Here is a 19,567-nt window from a genome sequence, read left to right as displayed (position 1 = left end):
TGCCATATCTTGCCGTTTGTCCAAGGACGGGCATACGGCATGCAATCCGACAGCAGGCCGCAATTTTTTCGGAAGCTCTGGTTTTTTGCGGGGAATCTGGCGCATTGCAAAATTGTGGCCAGACCATACTTGCGCGTCTATAACGCCTGCGGCCCGAATTCAGCTCCGCCGCGCCATTCCTGGGCTGCGGCCAGCCACCAAGGAAAAAATATGCCTGCCTATCGCTCCCGCACCACCACCCATGGCCGCAACATGGCCGGCGCCCGCGGCCTCTGGCGCGCCACCGGCATGAAGGACAGCGATTTCGGCAAGCCGATCATCGCGGTGGTCAACTCCTTCACCCAATTCGTGCCGGGCCATGTCCATTTGAAGGACCTCGGCCAGCTGGTCGCGCGCGAGATCGAGAAGGCCGGCGGCGTCGCCAAGGAGTTCAACACCATCGCCGTCGATGACGGCATCGCCATGGGCCATGACGGCATGCTCTATTCGCTGCCGTCGCGCGAGCTGATCGCCGATTCCGTCGAGTACATGGTGAACGCGCATTGTGCCGACGCCATGGTCTGCATCTCCAATTGCGACAAGATCACCCCCGGCATGCTGATGGCCAGCTTGCGCCTCAACATCCCGACCGTCTTCGTTTCCGGCGGGCCGATGGAAGCCGGCAAGGTGGTGCTCGCCGGCAAGACGCAGGCGCTCGACCTGGTCGACGCGATGGTCGCGGCCGCCGACGACAAGGTCTCCGACGAGGACGTCAAGGTCATCGAGCGTTCGGCCTGCCCGACCTGCGGCTCCTGCTCGGGCATGTTCACCGCCAATTCGATGAATTGTTTGACCGAAGCGCTTGGCCTGTCGCTGCCGGGCAACGGTTCGACGCTGGCCACGCATGCCGACCGCAAGCGTCTGTTCGTCGAGGCCGGCCACCTGATCGTCGATCTCGCCCAGCGCTACTACGAGCAGGATGACGAAACCGCGCTGCCGCGCAACATCGCCTCGAAGGGCGCCTTCGAGAACGCCATGACGCTCGATATCGCCATGGGCGGCTCGACCAACACCGTGCTGCATATCCTGGCCGCCGCGCATGAGGGCGAAATCGACTTCGATCAGGATGACATCGACGCGCTGTCGCGCAAGGTGCCGGTGCTGTGCAAGGTGGCTCCGGCCAAGTCCGACGTCCACATGGAAGACGTTCATCGCGCCGGTGGCATCATGGCGATCCTCGGCCAGCTCGACAATGCCGGCTTGATCAATCGCGACCTGCCGACCGTGCATACGTCAACGCTCGCCGAAGCCCTCGATCGTTGGGATATTTCCCGCACGACCAGCCAGAGCGTGCGCGATTTCTTCCTCGCCGCCCCTGGCGGCGTGCCGACGCAGGTCGCCTTCAGCCAGGATCGCCGCTGGGACGAACTCGATCTCGACCGCGAAAAGGGGGTCATCCGCTCGGCCGAATACCCCTTTTCCAAGGACGGTGGCCTTGCCGTGCTGAAAGGCAATCTGGCGCTCGACGGCTGCATCGTGAAAACCGCCGGCGTCGATGAATCGATCCTGAAGTTCACCGGCCCGGCGCGCGTCTTCGAAAGCCAGGATTCGAGCGTCAAGGCGATCCTGTCCAACGAGATCAAGGCTGGCGATGTCGTCGTCATCCGCTATGAGGGGCCGCGCGGCGGCCCCGGCATGCAGGAAATGCTCTACCCGACCAGCTATCTGAAGTCGAAAGGGCTGGGCAAGGCCTGCGCGCTGGTCACCGATGGCCGTTTCTCCGGCGGTACGTCGGGCCTGTCGATCGGCCATGCTTCGCCGGAAGCCGCCGAAGGCGGGCTGATTGGCTTGGTGCAGGAAGGCGATACGATCGAGATCGACATCCCGAACCGCAGCATCCGCCTTGCTGTCGACGATGCGGAAATCGCGGCCCGCCGGGTGGCGATGGAGGCCAAGGGCGCCCTGGCCTGGAAGCCCGAGGAAAAGCGCAAGCGCAAGGTGACGACCGCCTTGCGCGCCTATGCCGCCATGGCGACCAGCGCGGCCAAGGGCGCGGTCAGGTTCGTGCCGGAGTAAATTAGGCTGCGGCCCCTACCTCCCCCTTGTGGGGAGGTCGGACCGAAGGTCCGGGTGGGGGGCGGCGCGGGGGGGGGGCGCCGCCCCCACCCCGCTGCTGCGCAGCGACCCTCCCCACAAGGGGGAGGGTAAGGATCACGGCATCAGCTGATACTCATACAGCTTCTGGTAAAGCCCGCCTTGCCTGAGCAAGGTCTTGTGCGGACCGCTTTCCACCACCTTGCCGGCTTCGAGCACCACGATCGTATCGGCCTGGTGCACGGTCGACAGGCGATGCGCGATGACGATCGTCGTGCGCCCTTCCGTCAATTGCTGCAGCGCGTCGCGGAACAGCGCTTCCGATTCGGCGTCGAGCGCGCTGGTCGCTTCGTCCAGGAGCAGGATTTCGGCATTGCGCAACATGGCGCGCGCGATCGAAATCCGCTGGCGCTGGCCGCCGGAAAGCAGTGCGCCGTTTTCGCCTACCTCGGTCTCGTAGCCTTTCGCCTGCGCGCGGATGAACTCATGCGCGTTGGCCGCCCTGGCGGCGGCGATCACCTCTTCGTCGGTCGCGCCCTCGCGCCCAAGCCGGATGTTGTGCATGATCGTGCCGGCAAACAGGAACGTGTCCTGGCTGACATACGCGATCTTTTCCCGCAGCGAGGCAAGCGTCGCATGGGATATATCCTGGCCATCGAGCAGCACCCTGCCGCTCCGCGGGTCGTACATGCGCATGATCAGGTTCAGAATAGTCGACTTGCCGCCGCCGGAAGGCCCGACCAGCGCCGTCACCTTGCCGGGCGCAAGGGTCAGGTCGAACCTGTCCAGCACCGGCGGGCCATTCTGATAGGCGAAGCTGACGGCGTCGAATCTGATCTCGCCCGGTCCGGCCAAAAGCGGCTTGGCATCCGGCTTCTCGGCCAGCGTCAGCGGCTCGTCGGCCAGTTGGAACATCATGCGCACGCCGACGATGCCACTCTCCAATGAGATGCGCACGCGCGCAAGGCGCTTTGCCGGTTCATAGGCGAGCAGCAGTGCCGCGATGAAAGCCATGATGCCGCCCGGTGTCTGGTCGCCCTCCAGCACCATAAAGCCGCTGACCACGACGGCACCCGCGATTGCCAGCCCGGCGAGCGTCTCCATCACCGGACTGGTGATCGCTTCCAGCGTGGCGATGTTGTTGGCCCGGTTCTCGACATCCGACACCGCCTTGAACATGCGCTTGCGCATCACGCCATCGAGGTTGAAGGATTTGACCACGCGCACGCCGATCGCGGTTTCCTGCATCACCTGCACGATCTGGCCGACCGAACGGAACTCAAGCGCGGCGAACTTGCGGACACGTTTCAGGATGCGGTTGACCCCATAGATGGCCAGGGGACCGACGATGAAGCAAATCAGGGACAGCGCCGGCTGTTGCACGATCATGACCAGCACCAGGGCAACCAGGGTCACCAGATCCCGCACATAGGACGTGACGATGAGGTCGAGTACGTTGCGCGCCGCTTGCGCGTTGTTGGTCATGCGGGTGATCAGGTCTGATGACGAGGTCGAGTGATAGAACTCGATGCCTTGCGCCAGGACGCGATCGTAGATCTTGCGCTGCCGTTCGGCGATGATGGCGTTGCCGACCCGGCTCATGAAATAGGCCTGGACGAAATTGGCGATGCCCTTGACGATGAAGATCGCGGCGACCGCCAGAGCAATCATGTTGACGCGATCGATCCTTTTGTCGACCACGAATTCATTGGTGATTTCGCGCAGGATCCATGCGCTGGCAGCCGTCATGCCGGCCACCACCAGCATCGACAGGACGGCGGCGCCGTAGCCAAACATATGCTGACGGAAGGATTCCCGAAGCAGCCTCACAACGAGGCGCTGGTTCTCCGTCGAGCGGAAAAAACGAAACAAATGGCTGGTCCTTGAAACCGCGACAACGAAGGCGGCTTATAGAGGGAGTTGCGGCCGGATGGAACCATAGGCAGATGCGGCGGACAAACCACTGTTGCAAGCGGCATCGACGGGATGCGATTTTCGGCCTCGGCCACATCAGATGATTCTTTTGACGGGATGACGACAGATGGATTTTGACCTTATCGTTCGCGGCGGCACATTGCCTGATGGCAGGGTAGCCGACATCGGCATCACCGGTGAGACGATCGCGGCGATCGAGCCCACACTGCAGGGTGCCGCGCGAACCGAGATCGATGCCCGTGGCAATCTGGTCTCCGCGCCCTTCGTCGACCCGCATTTCCATATGGACGCGACGCTCTCCTACGGCATTCCGCGCATCAACGCGTCGGGCACGCTGCTCGAAGGCATTTCGCTGTGGGGGGAACTAAAGCCGCTTTTGACGCATGAGGCGGTGCGCGACCGCGCGTTGGCCTACTGCGACTGGGCGGTATCGATGGGCCTGCTCGCCATCCGCACCCATGTCGATGTCTGCGATGACCGCCTGCTGGCGGTCGAGGCCCTGCTCGAGGTCAAGAAGACGGTCGCCCCTTACATCGATCTGCAACTGGTCGCCTTTCCGCAGGACGGGTTCTACCGCTCGCCGACGGCACGGGAAAACACCCTCCGCGCGCTGGACATGGGCGTCGATATTGTCGGCGGCATCCCGCATTTCGAGCGCACCATGGCCGACGGCACGCGCTCGGTAACGGAATTGTGCGAGATCGCGGCCAGGCGCGGCCTGATGGTCGACCTGCATTGCGACGAGACCGATGATCCGCTGTCGCGTCACATCGAGCAGCTTGCCCATGAGACGCAACGCCTCGGGCTGCACGGCAAGGTCGCCGGCTCGCACCTCACCTCGATGCATTCGATGGACAATTACTACGTCTCGAAGCTGCTGCCGCTGATCGCCGAAGCCGGTGTCTCGGCCATCCCCAACCCGCTGATCAACATCATGCTGCAGGGCCGCCACGACACCTTCCCGAAGCGCCGGGGTATGACCCGGGTCAAGGAAATGCAGGCGCTCGGCATCCGCGTCGGCTGGGGCCAGGATTGCGTGCTCGATCCCTGGTATTCGCTGGGCACCGCCGACATGCTCGACGTCGCCTTCATGGGGCTGCACGTCGCCCAGATGTCGAGCCCGGCCGACATGGCGCGCTGCTTCGACATGGTCACCAATGTCAACGCGTCGATCATGGGCCTCGATCATCTCGGCCTGGCGGTCGGCAAGCGCGCCAGCCTTGTCGTCCTCGATGCCGGCAATCCGGTCGAGGCCCTGCGCCTGCGCGCCGAACGCCTGTGCGTCATCGCCAGGGGCAAGGTGGTGGCGGAGAGGACGAAGCAGGAGACCAGGCTTTCGATCGATGGAAGGCCGGGAATGGTGAACCGGCGGCACATATCCAGCTAGATACAGCCGATTCCCGGCGCTGGTCTTACCGATTGCCCGAATTCTCCTCGTCAAAGCCGCCGCTTCCGTCTACGACGCGGCTTGCATGGGGAGGAATCGGGATCGGCATGTCGCAGCCCGTGGCGCAGAATTCCACAGTCAGGAACGTGCTTTTGGCCGGCATTCTGCTGATGCTGGCCGGCGACTTCCTGTTTGCGCTGAACGACGCAATGGGCAAGTGGCTGGTCGCCAGCTTCTCCGTCGGTCAGGTGGTGCTGATCCGGTCCATTGGTGCCTTCTTCGTGCTTGGCCCGATGATCGCCCATCAGGGCACGGCCAAACTGTTCCGCATGGAGCGCCTGGAGCTGCAGCTGCTGCGCGTTGTCATGACCACGCTCGACACCGCGCTCTTCTATGCCGCCGTCGTCTATCTGCCGCTTGCCGATGTCATGAGTTTCTACATGGCCGGGCCGATCTACGTTGCGGCACTCTCGCACCTCCTGCTTGGTGAAAAGGTCGGCTGGCGCCGCTGGATGGCGATCCTGCTCGGCTTCTGCGGTGTGCTGATCATGCTGAAACCGTCCTCGGCGGCGTTCTCGCTGTCATCGGGCTTCGCGCTCGTCGGCAGTATCTCCTTCGCCTTCGCCATCATCCTCAATCGCCGGCTGCGCGGCACCAGCGACACCAATCTGGTGACATGGCAGACCATCGGCACGCTGTTGGTCGGCGGTGTGCTGACCAACAGCGCCTGGCAGACGCCGTCAGCGCTCGATTTCGGCGCCATGCTGCTGCTCGGCATTGTCTCCTGCGGCGCGCATCTGATGATCACCAGGGCGCTCAAGCTGGCTCCGGCCTCGACACTGGCGCCGCTGCACTACACGCTGCTCCTGTGGGCGGTCGTCTTCGGGCTGGTGTTCTTCGGCGACGTTCCGGGCCCGCGCATCCTGATCGGCTCGGGCATCGTCGTTCTCGCCGGCCTGTTCATCTTCCACCGCCAGAAAGTGGTAGAGACCACGGTGCCGCCGGAAAACGTGCCGAAGGGCGTGAACTAATTTAGTCCAGGCTCAGCCCTGACGTATGGCCGCCAGATGCCTTGAAAATTCGGGGGTCTCCATCAGTGCCTTGCAGCGCGCGAACCGACCATCGGCATAGGCGCGGAAATCATCGACCGGATTGTTGTTGGCAAGCTGGATCAGCCCCCATAGAGTCCACAACAGATCGCACATCGCCTTGTAGATCACGATGCGACCGCCCTCCGCAGGCCTGGCCTCGCCGCCGAAATAGGCGCGCATCATCTCTTCATCCTGCGCCGTGTCGAATTTGCCTTCCACGCTGAGGTCGCCAAGGTCCCAGAGCGGGTCGTTCATGCCCGAATATTCCCAGTCGACGATCCACATCCGCTCGCCGGTGTCGAGGAAGTTCTCGCACAGCGGGTCACAGTGGCAGGCGACGAGCGGCAGCGGATGGGCGGCGAGCGCCGACCGCACGGTCTCGGCCTCGCGCACCACGTCATGGTAGCCGGCGGGCAGGGCGACATCCTTGGTCGACAGCACCTTGAGATAATCGTCCATCATCGCAAACAATTCGAAGCGGAAGGGAAACACTGCACCGGAACCGTGCAGCTTGCGGAGGGCCTCGCCCGCACGGGCCGGACTGCCCGGCCGAAGCCTGAATTTCTCCGGCGACATGGTTTCGGCGCCGGCGATGAAGCGCGTCACCATCACGCCGGTGCCCGGGTCCACATGCAGCACCTGCGGACTGACCCCTGCCTTTGCCGCCTCGCGCGCCGCTACCGCTTCATTGGCACGGTTGATGTATTCCTCGGTGCCTTTGCCGGGGATGCGCAGGCAGAAGTCGCCGGCCCTGAACACCAGATTGGTGAGACCGCCGAGCCGTTCAATTGGCCCGGTGTAGCCGGCCAGCATGGGAATGGCGGCCAGTGTCGCACGCACTTCGTCTGTCACCATGCCTGCGTCCCCACGCTGTTATTTGTCGCAGCGACGGTTCCACAATTTTCGTGCTTTGGCTATCATCCGTAAAAGGGCCAAGGAATGGCGGACAGGACAAGAGTGGCGGACAGCAAACATCAGGGCGCGCTTGCCGAGGCCTACGCGGCCAAGCGGCCGGAAGAAGTCGCGGCGCTCTACGACCGTTGGTCGCAGACCTATGACGCCGACATGTCGGCCGCCGGCTATCGCCATCCGACCATCTGCCTCGCGCTGCTGGCCCGCCATCTGCCGCGCGGTTCAGCCCCGCTGCTCGACGCCGGGGCCGGCACCGGGCTCATCGGCGAATGGTTGAACATTGCCGGCTATCCCCAGGTCGAGGCACTGGACATCTCGGAAGGGATGCTGGCCCAAGCCGCGCGAAAGGGCGTCTACTCGGCGCTTCATTGCCTGGCTCTCGGCGGTCATCTGCCCTTTGCCGACGGCGCCTATGCCGGGATCATCTCGGCCGGCGTCTTCACCTCCGGCCATGTCGGCATCGAGGGGTTGAACGAACTGATCCGCATCTGCCGGCCGGGTGGCATCATTGTGCTGACGGTCAAGAACACGCTATGGGATCAGGGCTTTGCAGCGCGCATCGCCGAACTCGAGACGCAAGGCCTCGTCAGCCGCGTCGAGGAAACGCGGCCTTATGTTTCGATGCCGGGCGAGGCCGACACCGTGCCCAGCCGCGGTCTCGCTTTGCGCGTAAATTAGGCCTTCACTCTCTCCGCTGCCGGATCATACATCGGCTCGAGATGGATTTTCGCCGGTGTTCGTTCCATCGCGACCACCAGTTCGTAGTCGCCCGAGGCGAGAAAATCGTCGCTGACGCCATCGGCGTTGCGCACATAGCCGTAGCCGATGTTCCTGCCCACCGTGTAGCCATAACCGCCACTGGTGAGATAGCCGACCGGCTCGCCATTTCGCAGGATGGTCTCGCGACCAAGCAGCACGATCTCCGGATCATCGACCGTGAAGCCGGCAAAGCGTTTCTTAAGTGCCATGCCGCTGGCCGTCTCGAGCGCCTGCCGTCCGACGAAATCCGTGTTCTTGCGCAGCTTGACCGCCCAGCCGAGGCCGGCTTCCTGCGGCGTGTCGTTGGGCGTGATATCGGAGCCCCAGGCGCGATAGCCTTTTTCCAGCCGCAGCGATTCCAACGCGCGGTAGCCGACCGGGCGGATATCATGCGCCTTGCCAGCTGCCATCAACGCGTCGAACACTTCGCCGGTGGCCGCGATCGGCACATGCAGTTCCCAGCCGAGTTCGCCGACATAGGTGACGCGCAGTGCCCGAATTGTGTGGCCGGCGATGGCAATCTCGCGCACATGGCCGAACGGGAAGCTTGCGTTCGACACGTCTGCATCGGTCACGCCAGCCAGCACATCTCGTGCGCGTGGTCCCATCAGCGACAGTGTGCCGAAATCCTCGGTGACATCGATAAGCGTGGCATTGAGCCCTTCGCCGATATGATCGCTGATCCATGACAGATCATGCGTGCGGAAGCCTGTGCCGGTGACGATGTAGAACTTCTCCTCGGCCAGCCGCGCCACCGTCAGGTCGGCCTCGATGCCGCCGCGTGTGTTGAGAAGCTGCGTATAGGTCAGCCGGCCGACCGGCTTGCTGACGTCGTTGGCGCAGATCCAGTCCAGCGCCTTCAGCGCGTCGGGCCCGCTCAGCTCATATTTGGCAAAGGACGATTGATCGAAGATGCCGACCTTTTCGCGCACGTGCCGGTGCTCGTCGCCGACCGCCGCGAACCAGTTCTGCCGGCCCATCGAATAGATGTCCTGCGGCTCGACGCCTTGCGGTGCGAACCAGTTCGGCCGCTCCCAGCCGAGCTTCGAGCCGAATACGGCGCGCTGCTGTTTCAGCCTCTCGTAAAGCGGCGAGACGATACGGGGCCGCCCGCTGAGGTACTCCTCATGTGGAAAGCCGATCGTATAGTGTTTCCCGTAGGCCTCCAGCGTGCGGTCGCGGACCCACTGCCGGTCGCGGTGCAGATCGGAAAAGCGCCTGATGTCGACCACCCACAGGTCGAGCGGCGCCTCGCCATCGACCACCCACTGCGCCAGCACCCAGCCGGCGCCGCCGCCCGACGCGATGCCGAAGGCATTGAAGCCGGCGCCCACGAACATGTTGGCGCATTCGGGCGCTGTGCCCAGAATGAAATTGCCGTCCGGGGCAAAGCTCTCCGGCCCGTTGATCATCTGCTTGACGCCGACGGTTTCCAGCGCCGGCACACGCGCGATCGCTTGCACCATGTGCTGCTCGAAATGGTCGTAGTCGTCGTCGAACAGCCGGAACTCCCAATCATTGGGCACATCGCCCCCGGGGAGATCAGTCGTCCAGGCTTGCGGGTTCGGCTCATAGCCGCCCATCACCAGTCCGCCGACCTCCTCCTTGAAATAGGTGCGCCGGTCCGGGTCACGGATGGTCGGCGCGTCGGACGCCAGTCCGTCGATCTTCTCGGTGATGATGTACTGGTGCTTCACCGGCTGCAGCGGCACGTTGATGCCGGCCATCGCGCCGACCTGCCGCGCCCATTGCCCGGCGCAGTTGACCACCTTGTCGCAGGCGATGTCGCCCTTGCTGGTCTTCACCACCGTGATGCGGCCGTCCTTCATCTCGAAGCCGGTGACGCGGACATCCTCGAACAGTTTCGCGCCATGCATGCGCGCGCCCTTGGCCAGCGACTGCGTGATATCGGATGGGCTCGCCTGGCCGTCGGTCGGCAGCCAGGAAGCGCCGACAAGATCGCCGGTTTCCATGAGCGGCCACATGGCCTTGACCTCCGCCGCCGACAGCAGTTGCATGTCCATGCCGAAGCTTTTCGCCGTCGTCGCCAGCCTTTTGTACTCGATCCAGCGGTCGGCATTGGTGGCGAGCCTGAGGCACCCGGTCATCTTCCAGCCGGTGGCAAGGCCGGTCTCGGCCTCAAGTCCCTTGTAGAGGTCGACGGAGTATTTCAGCACGCGGGTGATCGAGGCCGACGAGCGCAGCTGCCCGACAAGGCCGGCGGCGTGCCAGGTCGAGCCCGAGGTCAGCTTGCCCTGCTCCAGCAGCACCACGTCGGCCTTGTGGTCGCGCGCCAGATGATAGGCCGTCGAACAGCCGATGATGCCGCCGCCAATGACGACGATGGCGGCCTGGCTCGGCAATGTCATGATTTCTGTGTCCCGTACTTCGTTCTGTAGTTTTCCAGCGCGGCGTCGAGCCGCGTCAGGTTTTCCTCGGTGTAGGCGACGTAGTCGATCCCGGGCGCGTCGAGATAGAGCTCGGACACCATGCTCCACATCGCCTCGCGCAGCAGCGAGGCGCATTGCATGGCCGCGTGCGAGCGGCGGATTGCCTCGTCCGGTTCCTTCATGAAATACGCGGTCAGGAAGGCGAAGGATTCCTCGTCGCTCATGCCGGCGTTGGAGGCCACGCCGGCGAGGTCGAACATCGCCGTGTTGAAGCCGGCATATTCGAAGTCGATCAGCCACAGCCTGTTGCCATCGTCGAGAATGTTGGCCGGCAACAGATCGTTGTGGCCAAAGACGATCGGCAACAATTTCTGCGCGCGCTCCAGTTCGTCTGCCAAGGTCAGCAGGCGCGGCAAGTCGCTGCGCTTGCGGCTGCCGCCTTCTTCAAGCGTGCGCGCATAGTCGCGGATGACATGGAACACCCAGAACATGAAGCCGGCACCTGAGACGTGATTGGGCATCTCGCGATGGAAGGCGCGCATCAGCGCCGCGATACGACCAAGATTGGTGCGCACATCTTCCGCCTGAAAGGTTTTGGCGTCGACAAACTCCGTCACAAGGATGCCCAGCTCGGCATGGATGACGGCCGGTGCGAAACCGGCGGCATGGGCCGCCCGCGCGGTCATCACCTCGCGCTCGCGAAAGACATGGTGGAACGGATAGTCCCTGCCGAAGCGCACGACATGTTTGCCGGCCGCGTCCGTGACCACATAGTTGGCGTTGCTCAGACCGCCGGGCAGTGGTGCGATTTCGATGCCGCCGGTCCAGCAGGACAGGGCGCGGATGCGTTCTTCGGCGGTCACGGAATGATCCCTGGTTTGCTGGGGTTCGATAAGGTGCCATGGCCAGCTCAACGACGGCGGGGAGAAACGCAAAAAATCTCGTCGGTGCGGGATGCCAGGATCGGTATCCCGCACCGCACCGACGAGCCCCTGGCCAGGTTTTTGAGCCCCGGCATCCGCCCCCGCGGATCTGAAAATTCGTTGCGCCTGGCACGTTGCAAACGGCCTGATGCGTGAGTTGCGGCTCTGCCATCACCCTCCCGTTGCAGCTCCGAACCCTGTCTTGATTTCACGCCAGGGTTGCTCGGTTGTCAAGAAAAAGATGTGACCTTTTTTGGGTATTTTGCCCGAAACCATAAGGTACCTCCTTTAAAAGCGCTTGAATTACCTTAGAATCGGTCAAAGTCTCAGTTCGGGGAACCAAATGGCTCAATCCAAACGCCACGGCGAGATCCTGCGGCTGCTGCAGGAAGAAGGCACCGTCACCATCGCCAGCCTGGCCGACCGGCTGGGCGTGTCGCTCGAGACCGTGCGCCGCGACGTCAAGCCGCTCACCGGCGACGGCTCCGTCCTCAAGATGCATGGCGCGATCGGCCTGCCGTCGATGGTAGGCGAAGCGCCGTTCGAGCGGCGCATGCGTGAGAATGCCGATGCCAAGCGCGTCATTGCCCGCATGGTCGCTGGCACCATCCGCGACGGCGAATCGATCATGCTCGACACCGGCACGACAACCTCGTTTCTGGCCCGCGAGCTGCTCGGCCATCGGCGCCTGACGGTCGTCACCAACTCATCGGATATCGCGCGCACGCTGGCCACCATCAACGGCAATAAGGTTTATATGGCCGGCGGCGAATTGCGCAGCGATTCCGGCGCTGCCTTCGGTGCCTCGGCTATCGACTTCGTCAGCCGCTTCTCGGTCAGCCACGCCATCATCTCCACCGGTGCCGTCGATGCGGTGATGGGGGTCATGGACTATGATCTGGAAGAGGCCGAATTCGCGCGCATGGTACTATCGCGCGGCCAGCGTTCGCTCGTCATCACCGATCACTCGAAGTTCGGCCGCCTTGGTCTGGTCCAGGTTTGCGGCTTCGACAGTTTTTCCGAGATCGCCACCGACCGCTCGCCGCCGCGCGATATAGCCGCGGCCCTGGCGCAGGCCGGCGCGCGGCTCAGCATCGTCGGCGCGGAGAGCGGGTTCTGATCCAGCCAACTTATGCCGACGATTTGGCCGGCACTTCCCACCGCCGCCTCCGCCGTGTTTAGTCCGGCCATGGCTTTCACCATTCGCCAGTTGCAGTTCTTCATCGCCGTGGCCGAGCAAGGCACGGTGTCGGGTGCCGCGCAGAACCTCTCGATCTCGCAATCTTCGGTCACCGAGGCGATCAAGGAACTCGAAAGCGATCTCGGTGTCGAATTGTTCGAACGCCATCCGCGCGGCCTCAACATCACCCATAAGGGCCATCAGTTCCTGCGCCATGCCACCAAGATCCTCGCCGACGTCTCCGACGCACGCCGTTCTTTCTCAGGCGAACAGGCGGTGGTGGGCGGGCGGCTGCAGCTGGGCGTCACCTCGCTGGTCGCCGGTTATGTGCTGTCGGATCTGCTCGCCCGCTACCGCCGCGCCTATCCCGGCGTCGAGGTCTCGGCCATCGAGGATAATGGCGATTATCTCGAGCATCTCTTGATCGGCGGCAAGCTCGACATTGCCGTCATGGTCACCTCCAATTTGCGCGACCGCACCGCGCTGCAGTCGGAAATCCTCGAAGTCTCGGCCTATCGGCTGTGGCTGCCGCTCGGTCATCCGCTCGCCAGCGCCGACATCATCAGCATTGGCGACATTGCCTCCGAAACGCTGATCATGCTGACCGTCGACGAGATCGAGGAAAACACCGGCAAGCTGCTGACGGCAATCGGCGCCAAGCCGCATGTCGCCTTCCGCACCCGTTCCGTGGAAGCCGTGCGCAGTCTGGTCGCGACCGGCGCCGGCGTGGCGCTGTTGCCCGACCTCGTCTACCGGCCCTGGTCGCTGGAGGGCGACCGCATCGAATCGCGTGATATTTCGGGCTCCTTGCCCGTGGTGCAGGTCGGCATGGTCTGGCGGCGCGGCTCCGGCCTGCCGCAGGCGGCGCGCGATTTCATCGGCCTTGCACAGTCGCAAAGGACGGTCCGTCAGCGTCCCTGAGAAATCGGCTGCCGATCTATCGGAAAAACCGATATCGCCCTTCTGATAAATGGATTTGCGAAACCGGAATTTTCCAAGCACTTTCCGTTCAGGGACCAAAGCCGCCATCAGAGCGGCATCAAGCCCAACGGACGAACTGACTTTTTCAGTCCGCGCGTGACCCCTAGCGAAGACCGAAACCGGCTTTCGCAGTCAGGCGCCAAAATGGGAGATCGACGATGAATTCATTCCTCAAGTCATGTACTGCCTTGACGGTCGCGCTGACCTTCTCCGGCCAGGCCGTCGCCCAGGTCAAGGAACTTGGCAAGGGCGAAGGCCAGGTCAACATCGTGGCCTGGCCGGGCTACATCGAGCGCGGCGAAACCGACAAGGGCTATGACTGGGTGACCTCCTTCGAGAAGGAGACCGGCTGCAAGGTAAACGTCAAGACGGCCAACACCTCCGACGAGATGGTCTCGCTGATGAACGAGGGTGGTTTCGACCTCGTCACCGCTTCGGGCGATGCCTCGCTGCGCCTCGTTGCCGGCAAGCGGGTGCAGCCGATCAACACCGATCTTATCCCAAGCTGGAAGACCGTCGACGAGCGCCTCAAGGACGCGCCGTGGTTCACCGTCGGTGGCGTCCACTATGGCGTTCCCTACCAGTGGGGACCAAACGTCCTGATGTATAACACCGACGTGTTCAAGGAGGCTCCCAAGAGCTGGAACGTCGTGTTCGAAGAGATGAAGCTGCCGGACGGCAAATCCAACAAGGGGCGCGTGCAGGCCTATGACGGGCCGATCCACATCGCGGATGCCGCCAACTATCTGATGTTCCACAAACCGGAACTCGGCATCAAGGATCCTTATGAACTGAACGAGGACCAGTACAAGGCAGCGCTCGACCTGCTGCGCGTCCAGCGCACGCTGGTCGGCCGCTACTGGCATGATGCCGCCATCCAGGTCGACGATTTCCAGAACGAAGGCGTCGTCGCTTCCGGTTCGTGGCCGTATCAGGTCAACACGCTGGTCGCCGCCAAGAAGCCGGTCGCTTCGACCATTCCGGAGGAGGGCGCGACCGGTTGGGCCGACACCACGATGATGGAAGCCGACTCGGCCAATCCCAACTGCGCCTATATGTGGATGGAACACTCGCTGTCGCCGAAGGTGCAGGGCGATGTCTCGGCCTGGTTCGGTTCGCTGCCCGTCGTGCCCGCCGCCTGTAAGGGCAATGAGCTTTTGACCGACGAAGGCTGCAAGACCAACGGCTACGAGAATTTCGAGAAGATCAAGTTCTGGAAGACGCCGGTGTCGAAATGCGCCACCCAGAACGACAAGTGCGTGCCCTACTACCGCTGGGTGTCGGATTATATCGGCGTCATCGGCGGGCGGTAAGCGCCCTTACCCTCCCCCTTGTGGGGAGGGTCGACGCGCAGCGGCGGGGTGGGGGGTCGCGCGGACACGATTTTGCCTATGAGGCCACCCTCAACCCTCGGCCTCCCCCATCGAGGGGGAGGTGTAGTGGCGCGCGAAATTCGCCATCCGCTGCCATGATTTGCAGGCGAGGGTGATCGACAGAACTGAACCGGCAACAGACTGACAGCCCATGACCTCCGCCGTCTCCTTCCAGAAAGCCTCGCGCCATTTCGGCAGCGTTCGCGCCGTCGACGCGGTCGATCTCGACATCGCGCCAGGCGAGTTCTTCGCCATGCTTGGGCCGTCCGGTTCCGGCAAGACCACCTGTCTGCGCCTCATCGCCGGCTTCGAGCAGCCGACATCGGGCTCGATCTCGATCTTCGGCGAACGCGCCGAGGGCGTCCCGCCCTATCGCCGCAACGTCAACACCGTGTTCCAGGACTATGCGCTGTTCCCGCATCTGAACGTGCTCGACAACGTCGCCTACGGGCTGATGGTCAAAGGCGCCGGCAAGGCTGAACGGCACAAGGCTGCGGAAGAGGCGCTGGCGCTGGTGCGGCTGCCCGGCTATGGCGCCCGCCGCCCCGGCCAGCTTTCCGGCGGCCAGCGCCAGCGCGTCGCGCTCGCCCGCGCGCTGGTCAACCAGCCCAAGGTGCTGCTGCTCGACGAGCCGCTTGGCGCGCTCGACCTCAAATTGCGCGAGAATATGCAAGAGGAGCTGAAGTTGCTGCAGAAGGCCCTTGGCATCACCTTCGTCTTCGTCACGCACGACCAGGGCGAGGCGCTGTCGATGGCCGACCGCGTCGCCGTCTTCAACGATGGCAAGATCATGCAGATCGGCACGCCGGAGGATATCTATCAGCGGCCGAAGACGCGCTTCGTCGCCGATTTCGTCGGCTCATCGAATGTACTGCCGCCGGATTTCGTCCAGCGCTATTCCGGCCAGCATCGCTGGGGCAGCCTGCGCCCTGAATCCATTCGCGTCGGCCGCGCGGCCAGCGGGGTCACAAGTGGCGAAGGCGTGTCCGCCCGCCTCGTCTCGACCAATTATCTCGGCGCCACGACGAAGCTGGCGCTCGACGCCGACGGGCTGCGGCTGCACGCCATCGTGCCGGCCGGCACGGCCTTGCCGAGGGAAGGCGAGGCGGTCGTGCTCACCTTCAACCGCGAGCACCTGCATCTGATGGACGAGCCGGCATGAGACTCGACGCCGCCATGCCGCGTGCAACGGCCCCCGCCATCCTGCCGGGCAGCGGCGGCTTGCGCGGCGCGCTGTCGGACCTTTTCTGGCGCAAGCCGAAGGTCCTGCTGCTGCTCATGCTGGTGCCGCCGGTGCTGTGGCTCGGCATCGTCTATATCGGCTCGCTATTCGCCCTCCTGGCGCAGAGCTTTTTCTCCATCGATGAGTTTTCCGGCCTCATCAACCGCCAGTTCACCTTGAAGACCTATGGCGACCTGTTCCAGGCCGCCAATCTCGACATCATCCTGCGCACGGTGACGATGGCGGCTCTGGTCACGCTGGCCTCCGCCGTCATCGCTTTCCCGATCGCTTATTACGCGGCGCGCTATGCGCGCGGCCGCTGGAAGGCGCTGTTCTATCTCGGCATCATGCTGCCGCTGTGGTCGAGCTACCTGGTCAAGATCTACGCCTGGAAGCTGATTCTGGCCAAGGAGGGCATCCTCACCTGGCTGCTCGCCAAACTGCAGCTGTCGTGGGTGCTCGACGCCTGGCTGTCGCTGCCGGTCATCGGCGGCAATTCGCTGTCGGTGTCGTTCACCGGCACCTTCATCGTCTTCGTTTATGTCTGGCTGCCTTTCATGATCCTCCCCGTTCAGGCGGCGCTCGAGCGGGTGCCCGGCAATCTGGTCGAGGCCTCGTCCGATTTGGGGGCTTCGCCGGGACAGACCTTCCGCAACGTGCTGTTCCCGCTGGCGTTGCCGGGTATCGTCGCTGGATCGATCTTCACCTTCTCGCTGACATTAGGCGACTACATCATCCCGCAGATCATCGGCACCTCGCGGCTGTTCATCGGCCAGGCGGTCTATTCGCAGCAAGGCACCGCCGGCAACATCCCGCTCGCCGCGGCCTTCACAGTGGTGCCGATCGTCATCATGGGGTTCTATCTCTGGGGCGCCAAGCGCATGGGAGCCTTCGATGCGCTCTGATCGCGGCCAATCCGCTCCGCTCGGCCTGAAGATCGCCGCTGCCTGCGGGTTGCTGTTCCTGCATTTGCCGATCCTGCTGATCTTCGTCTATGCCTTCACCACCGAAGAGAAGAGTTTCGTCTGGCCGCCGCCAGGGCTGACGACGCAATGGTTCGCCGTCACCTGGAACCGGCCCGATGTCTGGCAGGCGCTGTCGCTGTCGGTCAGGGTAGCCGTGATCTCGACGGCGATTGCGCTGATCCTCGGCACGCTCTGTTCGGCGGCGGTGTCGCGGACAAAATTCTTCGGCCGCGAAACCATCTCGCTGCTGGTCATCCTGCCGATCGCGCTGCCCGGCATCATCACCGGCATCGCGCTGCGCTCGGCCTTTTCGCTGGCCGACATCCCGTTTTCGTTCTGGACGATCGTGCTCGGCCACGCCACCTTCTGCGTCGTTGTCGTCTACAACAATGCGGTCGCCCGTTTTCGCCGAACATCGGGCTCGATGATCGAGGCGTCGATGGATCTTGGTGCCGACGGCTTCCAGACCTTCCGCCATGTCGTGCTGCCCAACATCGCCACCGCGCTGCTGGCCGGCGGCATGCTGGCCTTCGCTTTGTCCTTCGATGAGGTCATCGTCACCACCTTCACCGCCGGCCAGCAGCAGACGCTGCCGATCTGGATGCTGGAAGAGCTGATCCGTCCGCGCCAGCGCCCGGTCACCAATGTCGTCGCCATGGTCGTGGTGCTGGTGACGCTGCTGCCGATCCTTGCCGCCTATTACCTCACCCGCGACGGCGACCAGATCGCTGGAAGCGGGAAATGAAAAACAGCGAATAGGGAGTAGCGAATAGCGAATAGGGAATTTCGACGGTCAAACCCTACTCGCTATTCGCTACTCGCTACTCGCTCCTGTTAAGGGAGAAACCTTATGGACACCCAGATGCTGATCGGCTCGAAATTCGAGAAGGGCACCGAAACCGAGGAACCGATCCTCAATCCGAAGACCGGGGCGACCATCCTCAACCTGCCCGAAGCCAGCCAGGCGCAGATCGAGGCGGCGGTGCTGGCGGCCGAAAAGGCGTTCGTCTTGTGGTCGCGCACCACGCCGGCGCAGCGCTCGGGCTATCTCCTGAAGATCGCCGACCGCATCGAGGCCGACGCAAAAGAGTTCGCCACGCTTGAGGCGCTGAACTGCGGCAAGCCGATCAATGCTGTGCTCAACGATGAGATTCCGGCCATCGTCGACTGCTACCGCTTCTTTGCCGGCGCCGTGCGCTCGATGCCGGGCGTCGTTGCCGGCGAATACATTCCAGGCCACACATCGATGGTCCGCCGTGACGCCATCGGCATCGTCGCTTCCATCGCGCCGTGGAACTACCCGCTGATGATGATGGCCTGGAAGCTGGCGCCGGCCATCGCCGGCGGCAACACCGTCGTCTTCAAGCCGTCCGAGCAGACACCGCTGACGGCGCTGAAGCTGGCGAAGATACTTGCCGAAATCCTGCCCGAGGGCGTCGTCAATGTCGTGCTCGGCCGCGGCGACAGCGTCGGCAACACGCTGATCAACCATCCGAAGGTCAACATGATCTCGATCACCGGCGATGTCGCCACCGGCAAGAAGGTACTGCAGGCGGCCGCCAAGTCGGTCAAGCGCACGCATCTCGAGCTCGGCGGCAAGGCTCCGGTCATCGTCTTCGACGACGCCGACCTCCGCTCGGTGGTCAACGGCTTGCGTGCCTTCGGCTACTACAATGCCGGCCAGGACTGCACCGCCGCCTGCCGCATCTATGCCGGCAAGAAGATCTACGACAAGCTCGTCGCCGATCTCTCGTCGGCTGTCTCGACCATCAAGTACAACCGTCCAGACGACACCGAAAACGAGATCGGGCCGCTGATCTCGCGCCGCCAGCGTGACCGTGTCTCGAGCTTCGTCGAGCGCGCCTCGGAACTGAAGCACATCGAGATCACCACCGGTGGCAAACCGGGCGAGGGCTCTGGTTTCTATTACCAGCCGACCGTGGTCGCCGGCGCCCTGCAGGAAGACGAGATCGTGCGGCGCGAGGTGTTCGGGCCAGTCGTCTCGATCACCCGTTTTTCGGAAGTCGACGAGGCGGTGAACTGGGCCAATGACAGCGACTACGGCCTGGCGTCGTCTGTGTGGACCAAGGACGTGTCGCGCGCCATGGCGACGGCCGCACGTCTCCAGTACGGCTGCACCTGGATCAACACCCATTTCATGCTGACCAACGAGATGCCGCATGGCGGACTGAAACAGTCCGGCTACGGCAAGGACATGTCGCTCTACGCGCTGGAGGATTACACCGCCGTCCGCCACGTGATGGTTGCGCATAGCTAGCGCCTTCCCTTCTCCCCGTTTACGCAGGGCTGTCCGGGGAAAGTTTTGAGTGAATCGAAATGCCGCATGTGCATGCCCCGTAAAACGGGGTTTGTCCG

At 63.4% G+C, this 19,567-nt stretch carries 15 protein-coding genes; 11 read left to right on the top strand and 4 right to left on the bottom strand.

Annotation, left to right across the window (positions count from 1 at the left end):
* Positions 1-210 precede the first annotated feature (210 nt).
* Positions 211-2,055: a dihydroxy-acid dehydratase gene (gene ilvD / locus NKG99_RS15000; RefSeq protein ID WP_352868909.1), complete on the top strand. Its 1,845-nt coding sequence runs from the start codon at positions 211-213 to the stop codon at positions 2,053-2,055.
* Positions 2,056-2,190: 135 nt separating this feature from the next.
* Here ilvD and NKG99_RS14995 read toward each other — a convergent pair whose 3' ends face one another.
* Positions 2,191-3,945 (bottom strand): ABC transporter ATP-binding protein, encoded by a 1,755-nt coding sequence (locus NKG99_RS14995; protein ID WP_352868907.1) that lies wholly within the window; start codon positions 3,943-3,945, stop codon positions 2,191-2,193.
* 169 nt (positions 3,946-4,114) lie between these two features.
* On the opposite strand from NKG99_RS14995, the gene NKG99_RS14990 reads away from it, so the two are divergent.
* Together NKG99_RS14990 and NKG99_RS14985 are read left to right on the top strand one after the other, a co-directional pair.
* A complete protein-coding gene (locus tag NKG99_RS14990) occupies positions 4,115-5,395 on the top strand; it encodes an amidohydrolase family protein (RefSeq protein WP_352868905.1) in 1,281 nt (426 codons plus the stop codon).
* A 107-nt stretch (positions 5,396-5,502) separates the two neighbouring features.
* Positions 5,503-6,426: a DMT family transporter gene (locus NKG99_RS14985; protein WP_352868902.1), complete on the top strand. Its 924-nt coding sequence runs from the start codon at positions 5,503-5,505 to the stop codon at positions 6,424-6,426.
* Positions 6,427-6,438: 12 nt separating this feature from the next.
* Here the strand turns inward: NKG99_RS14985 and NKG99_RS14980 are convergent, their stop codons facing one another.
* Complete coding sequence (locus NKG99_RS14980) at positions 6,439-7,341, bottom strand: phosphotransferase (protein ID WP_352868899.1); 903 nt, start codon at positions 7,339-7,341, stop codon at positions 6,439-6,441.
* 102 nt (positions 7,342-7,443) lie between these two features.
* On the opposite strand from NKG99_RS14980, the gene NKG99_RS14975 reads away from it, so the two are divergent.
* Positions 7,444-8,076 carry a class I SAM-dependent DNA methyltransferase gene (locus NKG99_RS14975; RefSeq protein ID WP_352868896.1) on the top strand — a complete coding sequence of 211 codons (633 nt, stop codon included), beginning with the start codon at positions 7,444-7,446 and terminating at the stop codon, positions 8,074-8,076.
* Here NKG99_RS14975 and NKG99_RS14970 read toward each other — a convergent pair.
* Positions 8,073-10,526: a GcvT family protein gene (locus tag NKG99_RS14970; RefSeq protein WP_352868894.1), complete on the bottom strand. Its 2,454-nt coding sequence runs from the start codon at positions 10,524-10,526 to the stop codon at positions 8,073-8,075. The genes NKG99_RS14975 and NKG99_RS14970 overlap by 4 nt on opposite strands.
* On the bottom strand, positions 10,523-11,410 hold the full coding sequence (locus NKG99_RS14965; protein ID WP_352868892.1) for a phosphotransferase: 888 nt from the start codon (positions 11,408-11,410) through the stop codon (positions 10,523-10,525). Before NKG99_RS14965 ends, NKG99_RS14970 begins: the two co-directional genes overlap by 4 nt.
* A gap of 403 nt (positions 11,411-11,813) precedes the next feature.
* On the opposite strand from NKG99_RS14965, the gene NKG99_RS14960 reads away from it, so the two are divergent.
* The 7 genes from NKG99_RS14960 to NKG99_RS14930 all read left to right on the top strand — a co-directional run bounded on the left by NKG99_RS14960 (position 11,814) and on the right by NKG99_RS14930 (position 19,469).
* Positions 11,814-12,590: a DeoR/GlpR family DNA-binding transcription regulator gene (locus NKG99_RS14960; RefSeq protein ID WP_352868889.1), complete on the top strand. Its 777-nt coding sequence runs from the start codon at positions 11,814-11,816 to the stop codon at positions 12,588-12,590.
* Positions 12,591-12,659: 69 nt separating this feature from the next.
* Positions 12,660-13,571, top strand: coding sequence for a LysR family transcriptional regulator (locus NKG99_RS14955; RefSeq protein ID WP_352868887.1), 912 nt, complete (start codon positions 12,660-12,662; stop codon positions 13,569-13,571).
* 218 nt (positions 13,572-13,789) lie between these two features.
* Positions 13,790-14,944, top strand: a complete 1,155-nt coding sequence (locus NKG99_RS14950; protein ID WP_352868884.1) for an ABC transporter substrate-binding protein — start codon at positions 13,790-13,792, stop codon at positions 14,942-14,944.
* A 211-nt stretch (positions 14,945-15,155) separates the two neighbouring features.
* Positions 15,156-16,166, top strand: coding sequence for an ABC transporter ATP-binding protein (locus NKG99_RS14945; RefSeq protein ID WP_352868881.1), 1,011 nt, complete (start codon positions 15,156-15,158; stop codon positions 16,164-16,166).
* Between the two features lie 14 nt (positions 16,167-16,180).
* Entirely contained in the window at positions 16,181-17,131 is a 951-nt protein-coding gene (locus NKG99_RS14940; protein ID WP_352869156.1) for an ABC transporter permease, read from the top strand.
* Positions 17,121-17,936 (top strand): ABC transporter permease, encoded by an 816-nt coding sequence (locus NKG99_RS14935; RefSeq protein WP_352868875.1) that lies wholly within the window; start codon positions 17,121-17,123, stop codon positions 17,934-17,936. The genes NKG99_RS14940 and NKG99_RS14935 overlap by 11 nt, the downstream gene beginning before the upstream one ends.
* 105 nt (positions 17,937-18,041) lie before the next feature.
* Complete coding sequence (locus tag NKG99_RS14930) at positions 18,042-19,469, top strand: gamma-aminobutyraldehyde dehydrogenase (protein WP_352868873.1); 1,428 nt, start codon at positions 18,042-18,044, stop codon at positions 19,467-19,469.
* The last annotated feature ends 98 nt before the right edge of the window (positions 19,470-19,567 follow it).

The organism is Mesorhizobium sp. M1409 (assembly GCF_040317535.1).
GTDB lineage: Bacteria > Pseudomonadota > Alphaproteobacteria > Rhizobiales > Rhizobiaceae > Mesorhizobium.
The sequence above is the reverse complement of the archived record's forward strand: the minus strand, read 5'-3'. Positions and strand labels throughout refer to the sequence as shown.